Origin of the sequence: Bradyrhizobium sp. CCBAU 21365, assembly GCF_015291305.1 — a bacterium.
Taxonomy (GTDB): domain Bacteria; phylum Pseudomonadota; class Alphaproteobacteria; order Rhizobiales; family Xanthobacteraceae; genus Bradyrhizobium; species Bradyrhizobium elkanii.
The window spans coordinates 6,337,998-6,354,028 of the sequence record NZ_CP030036.1 but is presented as its reverse complement, the minus strand read 5'-3'; the positions used below and the strand labels follow the sequence as shown (position 1 = coordinate 6,354,028).

Here is a 16,031-nt window from a genome sequence, read left to right as displayed (position 1 = left end):
CTGTGCTTGCTTCGTTCGCTTGGGCTCTCCCGGTCATCACAGCTATGGCTGGTCCCGGGACCCAGGGCACTCAAGATTTCGAGTGAGCCGAGTTGCTTCCATGAGCGGAACTCTCTGGTCGTGCTTGACGATTGCATTGTCCTGTAAACACCGGGAAGCAGGTTGACAAGTCGCCAATTGTCGAACGAGCAGCAAAGCAATTCAGCCAGCCTCCGCTTGCGCGGGCGTTTCTGTGGGCGAGTCCCATGGAGGAGTTCATGAGATTTCCTTGGCAACTGCCGCATTCACAGGCCGGCCGCCGGCGCAGGAGCCCGGAGAATAGTGGTGATATCAAGCACGGCACGACACGTTGGCCGCAGCCTGTGAGGGACATCGCTTTGACGCCGGCTGCGTCAGTTCGCTTGTTCAGTGGGCCGCAATCGGCGAGGTCGCGGTTATCGATCGGTTCGGGCGTTCGAAGCAGTCAGTGGCGTCTCACTGCGCGCCAATATGTCACCGTAGAGCTGAGTGATCGTGTAACCGATGATCCTTGCAGAGAATCGCTCCGACACGCGTCGTCTCGCCGCAGCACCGAACCTCGCCCGCAACTCAGGCGCTTCAGCAAGCCGCAGAATTGCGCTCGCCAGCGCTATTGGGTCCTCGAGTGGTACCAAGAGGCCGGTTTGATCAGCAAGCACAATCTCGCGGCAGCCAGGCGTGTCCGTCGCAATCAGGGGCCTGCCGCAGGCGGCTGCTTCCATCAACGCTCCCGGAAGCCCTTCACGATACGAAGGCAATGCCGCGATGTGTGAAGCGCGCCACAGCGAGGTGATGTCGTCGATGTGCCCGAGCCACGTGATGCCCGGTCGTGCGATCCAGGCTTCGATCTCGTCGTGTGACACGGACGATGGATTCGCCGGGTCAGGATTACCTGCGATGATAAGGTTGATATCGTGTCCTTGATCGCGCAGTAGACCGTGGGCGCGAACCAAAGTGCGGATGCCTTTGTCGACCAGCAGCCTCCCCGCGAATCCGATCGTGATCGGGCCTGCCGGCTCAGGTAGCGGTTGCAATGATTCATCATCAACGCCAGATCCCGGAATCAACGTCATGCGGTCGGGCTTGGCACCGAGCGCCATCAGCGCCTCGCGGTCGTCGGGATTTTGCACGATTGTGTAGCTGCGATTTCGATTGAGCAGCCAAGGCAGCAGTTGGGTCAGGACGCGCTTCAGCAGACGTGACTGCGAACTCGATGACGTGAAGATATAGCCGAGCCCGGTGATCGCATTGACGACGGGGAATCTCCGGTCGAGCGCAGCCAGCGAACCAAAGACGCAGCATTGCACCCCGGAATGGTGCACGATGCTTGGCTTGATCGCGCGCTCCACCTCCCGGATAGCTTTCAGCGCCGCAGCAGCCGTGAGCATCGCCCGTTGACCACGTTGGAAGGGGATCTGGTGAAGTACAAAGTCCTCCGCCTTGATGGAGGCGGCGCCGCTGCTCACATTGGTCGCCACATGAACCTCAAGGCCGGCGTCACGCGCTGCCCGCGCCATTGGCAGGCGATTGAGCAAGAACGCCCAGTCCTCGTTAGCGATGTAGAGGATGCGACCCTTCAGCTTGATTTCTAGGGGATTCATTGATCAGTCGAAGCAGGATTGTCGGAAGCCCGGATTTCATGGGTAATCGGGAGCATGAAAAATCTGTGTCGTCTCGAAGGGAGCGGCAGGACCGCAAGTAGGCCATCAGCATCGTCGCCAACGTCACGAAGGGCCGCAGTCATACCACGGGATGACGCACGTCCACCAGCAGTGCGGCGGCCTGCCGCATGGTTCGGGTGCGACATCATTAGATTTGGTGGGTACGAAGTTCGAGCGATGCGCTGCTTGTGCCGCCTGGGTCTATCACAGCGCCGGCTGCTGCTGCGCGGACGATTCGACGCGGTTGCTCTTGATTTGCGCCAGCTCCAACCGCCCAGTACAGGCGCTTATCGGATGTGGTGACCGCTCATTCCGAGGCGTCGTTGTTCGTCGACATTGCGGTCAGCGCACTCTGGAATGTTATTCATCGAACGCAACTACTGGCGGGAGGGGTATGGTCAGTCCATTTGGCGGCGTTCGAACGCGGCCGGTGGCAGCGCCGAGCGAATACTCGGTACGCCGTAGTGAGTGGGCATTTGCATCCAGGCTAAGAAAAGGCGCCTGTCCGAGCATGCCAATTTGCTTGCTCAATTAGCTATCCATAAAATTCTTCAACAAATTCAATTGGATTGAATTGTTCACGTCGTGAACGTTCGACTTGACGTTCACGGCATGAACGGACTATCTGTCGCCGACGGAGGGGGAGTCTCAATGGACCACACGTTGCCGGATTCTAGCGGGGAGGACGAACGGATCGTCCTTAATTTGCTGAATTCCGTCGATGATGGCGCGCAATCGCAGCGCCGCATCGCGGAGGAGCTTGGTATCGCGCTTGGCCTCGTTAACGCCTACCTCAAGCGATGCATCAAGAAGGGCCTTGTCAAAGTCAGCCAGGCGCCGGCGCGTCGCTACGCCTATTACCTGACGCCAAAGGGCTTCGCTGAGAAATCGCGCCTGACCGTGGAATATCTGTCGTCCTCTTTCTCGTTTTTTCGTCAGGCCAAGGCCGATTGTGCGCAGGTCCTTCAATTGGCGAAGGCGCGGCATTTCCAGAATCTGGTGCTTTGCGGGAGGTCGGACTTGGCCGAGATTGCCATGCTGTCGGCTGTCGATTGCGGTGTCTCGATCGTCGCAATTGTTGATGAAAATGCAGGCGACACGCGTTTCGTCGGGGTCCAGGTTGTTGCTGGCTACGATCGTGTTGCCATTCCATTTGATGCTGTGATGATCACCGATGTGGCCAATCCCAGTCGGGCTTTCGATGAAGCGGTACGCCTCTACGGACCAGGCCGTGTACTGGCTCCAAGCTTGCTGGGCTTGAATCACCAGGAGCATCAGGAGGCAGCGCAATGATTGCGTCAAATACACGTTCCTTGCTGCTCTGCTTTTTTCAGTGATCTGAACAGTGTCTACGGCCAGGGGGAGAGGGGCGCAGTAATGTGCGGCATTGCGGGTTTCATGCGACTTCGGCCGGGCGGCCGCGGGCCTCTATCGCAGCGGGTCCTCGACGAAATGACCGATAGCCTCGCATATCGTGGGCCGGATTCGCGCGGCACTTGGCTCGACAGCGAACGAGGTGTGGGCTTCGGTCACCGACGTCTGGCGATCCGTGATTTGACCCCCACGGGCGCTCAACCGATGACGTCGGGATGTGGGCGGTTCGTCATTGTCTACAATGGTGAGGTTTACTCCCATAACGAGATTGCGGCCGATCTTGAGCGGACCAATCGTCGGCTCAAAGGTCACTCGGATACTGAAGTTATCCTCGAGGCCTGCGCGGAATGGGGCATCGAAAACGTGGTGCCGCGCCTGATCGGCATGTTCGCCATCGCGCTCTATGACAAGCAGACTGGCGACCTGACTCTTGTGCGCGACCGCCTTGGAATCAAGCCGCTTTACTGGAGCGTAATTGACGGGGTGCTGACCTTCGGCTCGGAATTGAAAGCGCTGCGCGCTGTTCCGGGCTGGGCGCCAGCCGTGGATCGCAACGCGATGGCTTCGTTCATGCGCCACAACTATATCCCGGCGCCTTTTACGATCTATAAGGATACCTACAAGCTTGAACCGGGCACCATGCTCAAGACCAAGCTTGGCGGCGAAGTTTCGACTGAGCGTTTCTGGAATCTCAGAGGCCTCGTTGAGACGTCGGTAGGCGGCAAATCGAAAATCGACGAGGGCGAGGCGATCAATCGCCTTGATGCTCTGCTGTCCGATGCGGTGAGGCGCCGGCTGGTTGCCGACGTGCCGATTGGTTCGCTGTTGTCGGGAGGGATAGACTCCTCGCTCGTGACTGCGCTGATGGCAGAGACCGCAGATCGAAAGATCAATACATTCTCGATCGGTTTTGCGGAGAAGGGATTTGACGAGGCGCCCTTTGCGCGCGAGGTCGCGCGCCATCTCGGAACTGACCACACCGAATTGTATGCTGATGCCTCGCATGCCTTGGATATGGTTGAGCATCTCCCGCAATGGTACGACGAACCGTTCGCCGACTCCTCTCAACTGCCGACCGCCTTGGTGTGCGAGCTGACCCGTCAGCATGTTAAGGTCGTGCTTTCGGGAGATGGTGGCGATGAATTATTCGCGGGCTACTCCCGCTATGCCTACGCGCTGGATATGCGAAAGGTCGCCAGCCCCGCCCCAGGGGCTTTGCGCAATGTGCTGGCTCGAGGTCTCCGTGCTGTTCCGAGGCGTGCCTTGGATCAGATCGGCGAGGTGCTGCCGGGCCGCTGGCGGATAAACGGTCTTGGTTCGAAGGTTGAACGGTACGCCCCGGCCATTCTCGAGGGTGATCCCGACACGCTCTATCGCGGGATGCTGAGCCATTGGCACACACCGGACGATCTGGTGATCGGAGCTTCCGAGACCAAGGGGGTGCTTTGGGATACGCATCTCCCGACCGGCGTTCCGAATTTTCTCGACCGGATGATGCTTATCGACACTCTCACCTATCTGCCTGACGACATTCTGACGAAGGTCGATCGCGCCAGCATGATCGTCGGCCTCGAAGCGCGGGTTCCGCTACTGGATCACCGGGTCGTGGAATTCTCCTGGACCCTTCCAAGGCATATGAAGTATCGCGATGGCGTTGCCAAATGGGCGTTGCGCGAGGTGCTCTATCGCCGTGTCCCGCGTGCACTGCTTGACCGTCCAAAGATGGGATTTGGCGTGCCGCTGGCGGAGTGGCTGAGGGGACCGCTGAGGGACTGGGCGGAAGAATTGTTGGCTGAGAAAAGATTGAAGGACCAGGAATTGTTTACTCCCGCACCGATCCGAGAGCGATGGCAAGCGCATCTGGCTGGCGCGAACTGGGCCTATCCACTGTGGAATGTCTTGATGGCGCAAGCGTGGCTGTCGGCTAATCCGGAGGTCTCGCTGTGATCGCGGCGCAGTCACTTCTTGGCTCGGTGTACGGACACCGCGAGCTCGTTGCTGAGCTCGTGAAGCGTGAGTTGCGTGATCGTCACACCGGACAGCTGCTGGGCGCGCTGTGGGCTTATGGCCATCCGCTGCTGCTCATGCTGATGTACTCGCTCCTGTTCGCCTACGTATTCCCGACCCGCGTCGGTAGCAGCGGCGGCCATCCCGATTTTGCCGTCAATGTCTTGATCGGAATAGTCTCGTGGCTGGCGTTTCAGGATTTGCTGGCGCGCTCCACCACGATATTGACCGCTCATGCGAGCCTCGTGAAGCAGATTATTTTTCCGGTCGTGGTATTGCCGATCAAGACTGCGATCGCTTCGGCGCTTCCATACTCAATCGCGCTTCTGTTCACGATCGGCTACGCTGCGGTCAGCGGAACCCTGACCTTCATGGTTCTGACCGTCCCGTTCCTGATTGCGATCCAACTCATTGCGATGACCGGCGTTGCTCTCATGCTATCGGCCCTCGGCATCTTCTTTCGCGATTTGCGCGACATCGTGACGATCTTCTGTGCGGTCAACCTGTTCGCACAGCCCATCTTGTTCAACCCGTATGTGACGCCGAGCTGGATGAATTGGGTTTTTCATTTCAATCCGTTCAGCTACCAGGTTTGGTGCTGGCAGGACGCGCTCTATTTTGGAGCCTTTCAACATCCGGCGGCTTGGATTGTTTTTCCCCTTGGGGCGGTCTCCTGCCTGGCAATCGGCTACGCAGTATTCTCTCGCCTGCAGCACGGCTTTGGTGACGCGCTATGACCGGATCCGAAATCGCCATCCGTGCGCGCGGGCTGCGAAAGGCGTACCGCGTCTATGAGCATGCAATCGATCCGCTGGTGGAAGTTATTCGCCGCGTTCCGCGCCACACCGAGCGCGTGGCCCTTCAGGCCGTCGATCTCGATCTCAAGCGTGGAGAGATCGTCGGAATTCTTGGGCGCAACGGGGCCGGAAAATCGACGCTGCTCAAGATCATCGCCGGAACACTCGAGCGCTCGTCGGGTGATTTGGACGTCAACGGCCGGATCACCGCCATCCTCGAACTGGGAACCGGCTTTCACCCGGACTACACCGGCCGAGAGAACATTTTCATGGGTGGGCTGTGCCTCGGCACGCCCAAGGCGGAAATCGAACGCAAGCTCGATTCGATCATCGAATTTAGCGAGTTGCGGGACGTGATCGACCAGCCTTTCAAGACCTATTCGACCGGGATGCAGGCGCGTCTCACGTTCGCCACGGCGATCAGCGTCGAGCCTGATATCCTGATCGTTGACGAAGCTCTATCGGTTGGCGACGCGCGGTTTCAAATGAAGTGCTTCGGCTGGATCCAGCGGCTGAAGCAGAAGAACGCGACGATCTTGCTCGTGTCCCATGATACCAACACGATTACGACTTTCTGCGATCGCGCCCTGATTCTGGAAGGCGGACGAGTCTTCGCGGAAGGCGAGGCCGGGCCGATATCGGTGGTCTATCACAATCTGCTGTTTGGCAAATCGGAAGCGAGCACGGCGACCGCGGCCGAAGAGGCGTCGTCGCCGGGGCTGGAGAACGCGATCAGTCAACGAACCGTCGAGAATACCGACGATTCCGAGCTGCCGGCGGAGGAAATCGCGCCGAAGGTTCGATATGGATCGGGTGAGGGGCGTTTGCTCGATTGGGGGGTGTTCGATGAGCACGGACGGCGCGCAACGCTCCTTCAGAGTGGAAGTAACTATCGCTTTTCGATGCGGTTTCGGTGCGATGCGGACATTCCGGCACTGTCCTGTGGTTTTGCAATCAAGGACCGCAGGGGAACTGTCGTATGGGGGGCAACCAACCTGACCAGCCATGGCGTGGCGTGGCAAGCCCGTGCCGGTGATGTTCTGACGATAGCGTGCGATTGCACGATGTGGTTGGCGGCGGGCGACTTCTTTCTAACGCTCGGCGCCGCGCATCTCCACGATGGTGCAAAAATCGATTTCGTCGAGGATGCCATTCAATTCCGGGTTGTTGGCACAAAAGGGGCTTTCACGACAGCCTTGGTCAATCTGGAGAGTGAAATCGTGATCTCCTCTGAACAAGAGGATGTCGCCCGGGTAAGCGGAGCTGTCGGAGGATGTTGAAGCGAATAATGGCGCCGTTGCTGGGACCGCGCGCGAAGACCGAGAGCGAGGCCCCCGTGCAACCCGCTCCGGCCCCAGTCTACAGTTCTGATGCTACGCGGCTGGCGGCGGAGATCGAGAGCCTTGCGCCGGACAAGGCTGTTCAGCTTCTTACGCTCTTGAAGCGTGGGCTGGAGTTTCAATCCTCCGAATTCGAACGCTATCTTTCGGCGGAGGCGCTGACGACAGCCATCTATCCGAAGTTCAAATTCTCCGAATTTGCTCGAATATTCCTCGAGGATGAAGCATTCCTTGCCTACTACATGAGGTTCATGGATGTAGGGAACTGGCATTCGCTTGATCGCAAATATGCGATGAACGAGTTGCTGAAGCTCGTGCTTCATCTCGAAGGCGATGCCGCCGAATGCGGCGCGTACAGGGGCGCTACGGCCTACTTGCTCTGCCAGGCCTTCAGGAAGATACCGATGTCGATTCATCTCTTCGACAGCTTCGAGGGGTTGTCCGAGCCGGCTTCCGTCGATGGCACGTACTGGCGAAAGGGCTCTCTGACCGCGGCCGAAGATGAGTTGACGCAGAGCTTGCGAGAGTTCGACAACTATCGGATTTACAAGGGCTGGATTCCCACGCGATTTGCCGAAGCGGCCGACTGCAGGTTTCGCTTTGTGCACGTCGATGTCGATCTCTACCAGCCCACGCTTGACTCGCTTCAGTTCTTCTATCCTCGCATGGTTGCGGGTGGCATTATCCTGCTTGATGACCACGGGTTCAAATCATGCCCAGGTGCGAAACAAGCAGCTGACGAATTCTTCGAATCGAAGGCCGAGAATCTCGCGCTTTTGCCAACGGGGCAGGCCTTCACGATCAAGCAGTAGGATGGGGCTTAGCTGCTTCGTACAATGGTGAGAAAGCTCTGACATGGCTGCGGAACGCTTGAAGTGGACCCCCGAACTGGTCAACCGGTTCTGGGACAATGTGGGGCAAACCCGGCTGACCGAACTCAGTTTCGCGAAGCTTGGCGGCCGTAGTGTCATTACGGCTATCGATCACATACTTCCAAAGCACGGACGCATTCTCGATTTCGGTGCCGGCGATGGCCACCTTCTTCGCTTCATGGCCCAGCGGGGCCTGACTGTGGCGGGATACGAGCCGTCGAAAGGACGCGCGGCAAATCTGCAGCGTGCGCTGGAGAATTTCGATGGATTCCTGGGCGTCGTGGGCGACGACTCGACGGAGACCTTTGATGTCGTAATCATGTCCGAGGTCATCGAGCATGTTCTGGACGAGGTCATGGACGTCACGCTTGATCGTCTGGCGCGCTTTGTGCGGCCCGGGGGCGTGTTGGTCATCACGACGCCCAACAACGAAGACCTCGATTTGGACATGGCATACTGCCCGGTCAGCAATTTGCTGTTCCATCGCTGGCAGCACGTTCGCTCACTCGATCAATCGTCACTGAAAGCACTTCTCTCCCGGTTCGGCTTCGACGAGGTGGTGACGCATCAGGTGGGGTTCGACGACAACATCTTTGTCCCGAACGATGCCTTCTGGAGCGGAAAGCCGCTCGTTGATCCTTTGCCGGATTGGCTTCAGAACATGCGCCAGAACAAGCCAACTCAGGCTGGGGCGGGGAATCGACTTCTGTACATTGGGCAGAAGGGGCGAGCGACCGACTATCAGGAGCAATTAACGGCCTTTCAGGCCCTTGCTGCGCAGGCGAGGTCGAGCGCGTCGGCAAAGGCGTCGCCGCATCGCAGTGGAATCCTGATGATCATTGGTTCGTTGGGCCCGGGTGGCGCCGAACGGCAAATGGTCGCCTTGGTCGAACAGATCGTATCGAGAGGGATTGATTCAGTTACTGTGGCGCTCGTCCATCCGCCGGCGACGGAACGGGAGAATTTCTTCAGAGCCAGGTTGCAGAAGGCGGGCGTCAAAATCATCGACGGCTTCTCTGCCGCCAAATCTCCGACCGGATCCGGGAAGACGGCGGATCCCGATCCATTTGAAGTGTTGTCGCCGGAGCTCGCTGACGTAAGGGCCTACTACGACGTTCTCTCGGATGTAAATCCCGAGACGGTGTATCTCTGGATGGACGAAGTGTGCATCAAAGGAGGCATCGCAGCGACCGTACTGCAGATCCCCCGAACATTGCTCTGCTTTCGCAATATGCCATCCTACAATTTCCCTTACTATCACGGGTACCATCGTGATTGTTATCGGTTCTTGGCAGAGCAACCGAACCTGCAGATGCTAAATAACAGCCATGCTGGTGCGCGCGCGTATGCCGCGTGGCTGGAGCTCCCAGAGGGAGCGATCAAGGTCGTGCACAACGGAATTGACCTCGACAATGATGCTGCACCCAAGGTCCTGAGAAAACAATACCGAGCGGCGTTGGGCATCGATGAGAAGATGCTGATTGTTGGCGGTGTCTTCAGGATGATGACGGAGAAACGTCCGTTCCTCTGGCTCGATGTCGCCGCGATAATACGTGAGAAAATGCCGAATGTGCGCTTCCTGCTGGTGGGCAATGGCGCGCGGTTCGATGATGTTCGCGCTCGCGCCGAGCAGCTTGGGTTGACCGGCGCATTGATATTTGCCGATCTGGAACTGCGCCCGGCCGCGGCAATCGCAGCAATGGACCTATTCTTTCTGGCGTCTCGTATCGAGGGTCTTCCAAACGTCATTCTCGAAGCTCAGGCCCTTGGGGTTCCCGTCGCTACGACCTCCGCTGGAGGCGCTCCCGAGGCTGTGCTGGATGGCAAGACGGGGCAGATATTCAAGCCCGATGCGACAGCGCGGGTTATGGCTGATACTATCGTTGACTTGCTAGGCAACTTGCGCTGGAGAGAAAAAGCTGCGCAACTGGCCCCGCGACAGGTCAAGACTTCTTTTAATATAGAGCTTATGGCCGACGGGATGCTGGCCGCCCGCGATGAAATTGCGGTCCGTTCGGCAGTTGATAGCGAGGTTGTTGAGGCGGGTCCGTCGGCTGATCCTGTTGTGGAGAAGGCAGATCGACCGCAACGACCTTGGGCGCTGCGGTGGTTTGCAGCCAAGCTCCCGTCCTGGATCTATCGATCGTGAGCGGGCGACCGGGCCGAAGCTAGTGCCGAACCCATCGTGCGTATTAAGCAGGATCGAGCAAACCCATGACCGCAAGATTTGAACGGGGGCCGGCTAGGCCATTTGTCTAGGGGGCGAAGAACGTGGGCAAGGAGGAACAAGCGACATCGAAGGGCAATGCTGCATGGCGGCCGCCGGCGCGGACCGTTTCTTCCATGTTTGCAATAGGGCCAAAATTCGTGGCGAGGGCATTCGCCGTGGCGGTCCGTCGCAATCTGCCGCACCGCACGATTGCATTTATTCGGCAGTACCGGCCGCGTCGACCTCCAATCGTCACGTTCAAAGATGCGTATTTGTTCGCCTGGTCGAAGATGGCTCGCTGTCGTCCCTTGTTGGCGCGCGATCCGGCAGAACTCAGCATGGTGGAGCGGGTCGAGCGTGGAATTCTCAAGCTCGTCCTGGCGATGCCTGATGGACGACATCGTCGCGCGCTCAGGCAGTTCGGTATCCAGCTGGAGAGGCAAGGTGTCTCGGCCGCGAGGAGATCGATTGCGCAGCAGCACGGTGTGACGATGATGATCGGCACGCTTGGCCCAGGCGGTGCAGAGCGCCAATTGGTGGTCACGGCGCGGGGGCTTCGCGAAGGCCGGAAGCCAAGCATCCGCGTGGCATGCGTCAATCTATCCTCCCCAGTCAGCAGGTTTTTTCTGCCGGAGCTGGAGTCCAGGGATATTGCAGCCAGCGTCATCGGCACTGAGGTGGACAGCAACCTCGAACCGGCGCGGCGCGCCGTCGTCGATGCCTTGCCGCCGGAACTGCGGGACGACGTGGCCCTCTATGCCAAGACATTGGCGGCGCAGAACCCCGAGATTGCCCATCTGTGGCTCGACGAAGTCAACATCAAAGGGGGTATCGCGGCGGTGCTGACCGGCGTGCCAAAGATCATCATCTCGCAACGTAGTTTGCCGCCGATCAATTTCGTTTTTCATCAGCCATACATGCGTGAAAGCTACCGCTGGCTCGCGCGTCAGCCGGGTGTCAAGATGATCAACAACAGTGCGGCCGGCGCGAGGGCTTACGAGGCGTGGCTTGGATTGGCCAAGGACTCGATTGGCGTTGTCCGCAATGGTTATGCCTTTGATGAGTCCGAGCTGGCGGGGTACAAGGCGGATTGCGCTAAGCTCCGACAGCGCGTCGGGATTGAACCCGGCGCGCAGGTTGTGGGGACCGTGATGCGTTTCACCGAGGAAAAGTGCCCCATGCTGTGGCTGGAGATCGCAGCGCTCATCCGCCGGGAACTGCCTGATGTGCGTTTTCTGATCGTTGGAGATGGACCTTTGCGCGCGGTCATGGAGGCTCGCGCGGCTGCTGACGATTTGGCAGGAGCCGTGTTTTTCGCGGGCCATCTGAAGGAGTCGATGGCCGCTATTGCCAGCATGGACCTGATGCTTCTGACCTCCCGTGCGGAGGGGCTTCCGAACGTTTTGGTCGAAGCGCAGTTCTTGGGGGTGCCCGCTGTGACGACGCCCGCCGGCGGCGCGCCAGAGGCTGTCAATCACGGCAAGTCAGGGTGGGTTCTCCAAGGCTGGGACGCGGCATCGAGTGCTTGCCAAATCGTGCGCCTTTTGCGAGACGGCCACTGGCGAGAAGCCGCGGCGAAAGATGGTCCTGAGTTCGCGTTCAAGCGCTTCGGGGTTCAGCGTGCGATCGATGAAACGCTCGCGGTGTATGGTTAAACGGATTCCAGAGGACAATTTGATGGACCAGGTAGAAGAGAAGCGCTTCGAGTTCGGAAAGAATTGGCATGACTTCATTCAGAAGAATTTTGACGCGGAGAAGGTTCAGACTTCGAAGCGTCATATCCTTCAGTTCATGGGGCGATCCGATCTCAATGGCCTGACGGTTATCGATATTGGCTGTGGCAGCGGGCTGCATTCGATTGCCATGCTCGATGCAGGCGCCGCCCGAGTGGACGGCTTCGACTATGATCCGGATTCGGTCCGGGCCAGCAAATTTGTCCAGTCGCAAGCGGGCAACCCTGCCAATTGGACCGCGGAGCAGGGGTCGGTTCTCGACGATGCCTACGTCGCCAAATTGCCGCTCTACGATCTGGTCTATTCGTGGGGTGTGCTGCATCACACGGGCGAGGTCTGGCATGCGATTAAAAATGCAGCCAGCCGAGTGAAGCCGGGAGGACTGTTCTACATCGCACTCTACTCGGCCGACGTGCAGAAAGATCCGACTCCGGAGTTCTGGCTTGATGTGAAGCGCCGATACGTTGCTTCCGGTTGGCTGCGGCGCAGGCTCATGGACGGTTGGTACGTCTGGCGTTTCGAGATGTACCGAGATCCGCGCAATTTGCCCGCGTTCCTGCGGCGGGTGCGGGAATACAAGAAAATGCGCGGCATGAACAAGTTTACCGACATCCGCGATTGGCTCGGCGGCTGGCCCATGGAGTTCGTCTACGACAAGGACGCGATCGATTTTGTCGAGAAGATGGGCTTCAAGCTCGAGAAGATCGCAACCGGCGAAGCAAATTCCGAATTCCTGTTTGTTCGGAATGCGTAGAGGAACGATGTTACGTGCTCTGCCGCATGGGATCGCGACAAGGCGTTCGCGGTCGCGGCGAGGATGTCATTGATTTTCAGACAATGAGCCCACTCCCGATCATATACGTGATCGGCTCCCTCGATGTCGGGGGAGCCGAGCGGCATCTGGCACAGATCATCCCGAGACTTGATCGCGGCCGATGGAAGCCGGTCGTTTGTTGCTTGACCGAGAGAGGCAAGCTCGCAGACGGTCTGGAGGCGGCCGGCTTCGAGGTGATAGCCCGTCCGGTCGCGCGGCGTTCCGGCGGCGCGTCTCGGATACGAAGCTTCGTGCGTCTCGCTGAGACGGTACTCTGGCTTTGCCGGGTCATGCGCCGATTTCGTCCGGCAATCGCTCACTTCTTTTTGCCTGGGGCATACATCCTGGGGGCTCCGGCGTCGATTCTGGCTCGCGTTCCCGTTCGGATCATGAGCCGACGAAGCCTCAATTACTATCAGCGTAACATTCGCTTTAGTCCTGCGATCGAAGGCTGGCTGCATCCCCATATGACGGCCATTCTCGGCAATTCAAACAGCGTGGTGCGCCAACTGCATGATGACGAAAACGTCCAGGCAGATCGGCTCGGCCTGATCTACAACGGCATCGATTTCGCAAAGTATCAAAAGTCTTCGATGGTGCGGCAGGGCGTGCGTGCCTCCCTCGAAATCGATCAAGACGCGCTTGTTTTCATTATGGTGGCAAACCTCATCCCTTACAAAGGACATCAGGATTTGCTCGTGGCTTTCTCGATGGCTTGCCCCCATTTGCCCGCCGGCTGGAGGCTCTTAGTGGTGGGGCGCGACGACGGAATCGGCGGGGCGCTGCGTGAACAAGCGACGAATCTCAAAATAGCTGACAACGTGCTCTTTCTCGATTCAAGAAGCGACGTGCCTGACCTCCTGTGTGGCGCCGACATCGGTGTTCTGTCCTCGCACGAGGAGGGGTTCTCGAATGCGGTGCTCGAGAGCATGGCGGCCGGACTTCCAGTGATCGCAACTGACGTGGGAGGGAACCCGGAGGCGAACATCAACGGAGAAACCGGGGTCATTGTGCCGCCGCGTGACCCCAAGGCGATGAGCGAGGCGATACTCCGTCTCTCGGTGGACGGGGCATTGCGAGTCCGGATGGGTATGAACGCGGCAGATCGGGCCGAAAAGACCTTCAGCCTGGATGCTTGTGTGTCGCGCTATGAGGATCTTTATCGCGGCTTGCTGGAGGGCAAGATTCCGAATGATATCCCGAGCATCCGGATTTCGAAGTAATCTATCCCCACCGTTCACGCCAGGCTTCGAACATCAAGACGTCCCAGAGCGCGTATTGCCAGTTGCGCTTGCGCGACAGATGCTCGGTCCAGTGCCGGCGAATGAGCGCGACGTCGAAGAGATCCGTCTCCCGCAACCGCTTCTCGGAAAGCAGATTTTCTGCCCACTGCCGCAACGGCCCGCGCAGCCATTCGTCGAGTGGAACAGAAAAGCCCATCTTTGGACGTTCGACGAGATTTCTCGGGACGTGACGGTACAGAACCTGACGTAACAGCCATTTGCTGACGCCGCGCCGGATCTTGACGGAGTGCGGGAGCCGCCAGGCCATTTCGACAACGCGGTGATCGAGCAGCGGCACTCTCGCTTCAAGAGCGACCGCCATGCTCGCACGATCGACCTTCGTCAGGATATCGTCGGGAAGATAGGTCACCGAGTCGAGGAATTGCATTCGATCGAGCAAGTTCGGAAAGTCGGTCCGTACGGAATTATCCCACAAGACCCCACGGGCTTCCCCCACGCCGGGCGCGATGCTATCCGGGTCCCAATGGCTAATCAGCTTTCTGTACAGCTCATCGGCATCGTTCAACCCGAGCACGTTCGCGAATTTATGAATCTTGTCGCCCGGCAGTCGTGGATAGCTGTGCTCCGGAAGGTAGTCGAAAATCGCGTTCCATCGCTCCGAGCTTACCGAAGTCAGGCCCGCTGCGAGTGCCTTTCGCGCGGGAGTCGGCACCAGCGAAAGCATCCTCCAGGAACGCCGGGTCAGCTGATATCGATTGTAGCCCGAGAAGAGTTCGTCGCCGCCATCGCCCGAAAGTGCGACAGTGACGTGCTTGCGTGTCATCGCCGAAACCAGGTAGGTCGGAATCTGTGACGAGTCAGCGAACGGCTCGTCGAAGATTTCGGAAAGCTTCGGTACGACCTCGAGCGCTTGCTGCGAGGTTGCGATGAGTTCGGTGTGCTCGGTTCCGAGATGTCTGGCGATTGCGGCGGCGTGGGGAGCCTCGTTGAAAGCCTTCTGCTCAAAGCCGATCGAAAACGTTTTGACCGGTCCGACATTTGCGGCCTTCATCAACGCGACGACGGTCGATGAATCGACGCCGCCGGAGAGGAAGGCCCCGAGCGGCACATCCGCCATCGTTCGCTTGCGGACGGCGTCCACAAGAAGCGTCTCAAGCTGTTCGACCAGCGAGGCCTCGTTTCCAGTGAGCGGATTGCTCAGCCCGTCGAGAGCCACCTGCCGGGCATCCCAGAATTTCTCGGTTTGCGGTTCGCGACCGACCTCCAGCGTCAGAATGCTTCCCGGCTCGAGTTTGTGGACATCCCGATAGATCGTGTGGGGAGCGGGGATGTAATTATGGCGCATGAACGAGGCGACCGCCGCAGGTTCGATCCGAGGCGTCCATCCCGGATGCTGGCGGAGCGCCTTGAGCTCCGAGCCGAACATGAACAGTCCGCCGATCTTGGCCCAATAGATCGGCTTGATACCGAGACGATCGCGAATGAGTTTCAGGGTTCGCCGTTGCCTGTCCCAGATCGCGATCGCAAACATTCCAATCAGTCGGTCGGCCGTCACGCGGATTCCGTATCGGGCAAACGATTCGAGCAGGACCTCGGTGTCCGAGTGTCCGCGAAAGCGATGACCGGTCGCTTCGATCTCGGCCCGGATCGGAAGGTGGCTGTAGACCTCGCCATTGTAGACGATCACGAAGCGGCCGTCGGCCGAGTGCATCGGCTGGTGCCCGGCGGGCGAAAGATCCACGATCGACAGGCGGCGGTGAACGAGCGCGATGCCAGCTTCGGCATCGACCCACACGCCGTGATCGTCGGGCCCGCGATGTTCCAGGCTGACGTCCATGGCGTCAGCGATGGATTTCAGCTGGTCAATCGATGTCCGACGGCTGGGGTCCGCGAGAAATCCGGCGATTCCGCACATCGTGGCCTACAGGAAGTCTTGCAAATCGGTCGGTGGGCAGGGACCGA

11 protein-coding genes are annotated in these 16,031 nt (G+C 58.9%); 9 read left to right on the top strand and 2 right to left on the bottom strand.

Annotation, left to right across the window (positions count from 1 at the left end; all coding sequences use genetic code 11):
* Positions 1–434: 434 nt before the first annotated feature.
* Entirely contained in the window at positions 435–1,619 is a 1,185-nt protein-coding gene (locus XI02_RS29925; protein WP_172647618.1) for a glycosyltransferase family 4 protein, read from the bottom strand.
* Positions 1,620–2,330: 711 nt separating this feature from the next.
* Here XI02_RS29925 and XI02_RS29920 point away from each other — a divergent pair.
* From XI02_RS29920 to XI02_RS29880, 9 genes are all read left to right on the top strand, one after another.
* Positions 2,331–2,972, top strand: a complete 642-nt coding sequence (locus tag XI02_RS29920; RefSeq protein WP_172647619.1) for a winged helix-turn-helix transcriptional regulator — start codon at positions 2,331–2,333, stop codon at positions 2,970–2,972.
* A gap of 84 nt (positions 2,973–3,056) precedes the next feature.
* Positions 3,057–5,000 carry an asparagine synthase (glutamine-hydrolyzing) gene (asnB, locus tag XI02_RS29915; RefSeq protein WP_172647620.1) on the top strand — a complete coding sequence of 648 codons (1,944 nt, stop codon included), beginning with the start codon at positions 3,057–3,059 and terminating at the stop codon, positions 4,998–5,000.
* Complete coding sequence (locus XI02_RS29910) at positions 4,997–5,797, top strand: ABC transporter permease (RefSeq protein ID WP_028338356.1); 801 nt, start codon at positions 4,997–4,999, stop codon at positions 5,795–5,797. Before asnB (XI02_RS29915) ends, XI02_RS29910 begins: the two co-directional genes overlap by 4 nt.
* The gene (locus XI02_RS29905; protein WP_172647621.1) at positions 5,794–7,137 is read left to right on the top strand and encodes an ABC transporter ATP-binding protein; all 1,344 of its coding nucleotides are present in this window, start codon (positions 5,794–5,796) and stop codon (positions 7,135–7,137) included. The genes XI02_RS29910 and XI02_RS29905 overlap by 4 nt, the downstream gene beginning before the upstream one ends.
* A gap of 8 nt (positions 7,138–7,145) precedes the next feature.
* Positions 7,146–8,009, top strand: coding sequence for a TylF/MycF/NovP-related O-methyltransferase (locus XI02_RS29900; RefSeq protein ID WP_172647622.1), 864 nt, complete (start codon positions 7,146–7,148; stop codon positions 8,007–8,009).
* A gap of 43 nt (positions 8,010–8,052) precedes the next feature.
* Positions 8,053–10,218 carry a methyltransferase domain-containing protein gene (locus XI02_RS29895; RefSeq protein ID WP_172647623.1) on the top strand — a complete coding sequence of 722 codons (2,166 nt, stop codon included), beginning with the start codon at positions 8,053–8,055 and terminating at the stop codon, positions 10,216–10,218.
* Between the two features lie 122 nt (positions 10,219–10,340).
* Entirely contained in the window at positions 10,341–11,933 is a 1,593-nt protein-coding gene (locus XI02_RS29890) for a glycosyltransferase (RefSeq protein WP_172647624.1), read from the top strand.
* Positions 11,934–11,955: 22 nt separating this feature from the next.
* Positions 11,956–12,765 (top strand): bifunctional 2-polyprenyl-6-hydroxyphenol methylase/3-demethylubiquinol 3-O-methyltransferase UbiG, encoded by an 810-nt coding sequence (locus XI02_RS29885; RefSeq protein WP_172647625.1) that lies wholly within the window; start codon positions 11,956–11,958, stop codon positions 12,763–12,765.
* Between the two features lie 107 nt (positions 12,766–12,872).
* A complete protein-coding gene (locus XI02_RS29880; RefSeq protein WP_172647626.1) occupies positions 12,873–14,048 on the top strand; it encodes a glycosyltransferase in 1,176 nt (391 codons plus the stop codon).
* Position 14,049: 1 nt separating this feature from the next.
* Here the strand turns inward: XI02_RS29880 and asnB (XI02_RS29875) are convergent, their stop codons facing one another.
* Positions 14,050–15,984, bottom strand: a complete 1,935-nt coding sequence (gene asnB / locus XI02_RS29875; RefSeq protein ID WP_172647627.1) for an asparagine synthase (glutamine-hydrolyzing) — start codon at positions 15,982–15,984, stop codon at positions 14,050–14,052.
* Positions 15,985–16,031 lie beyond the last annotated feature (47 nt).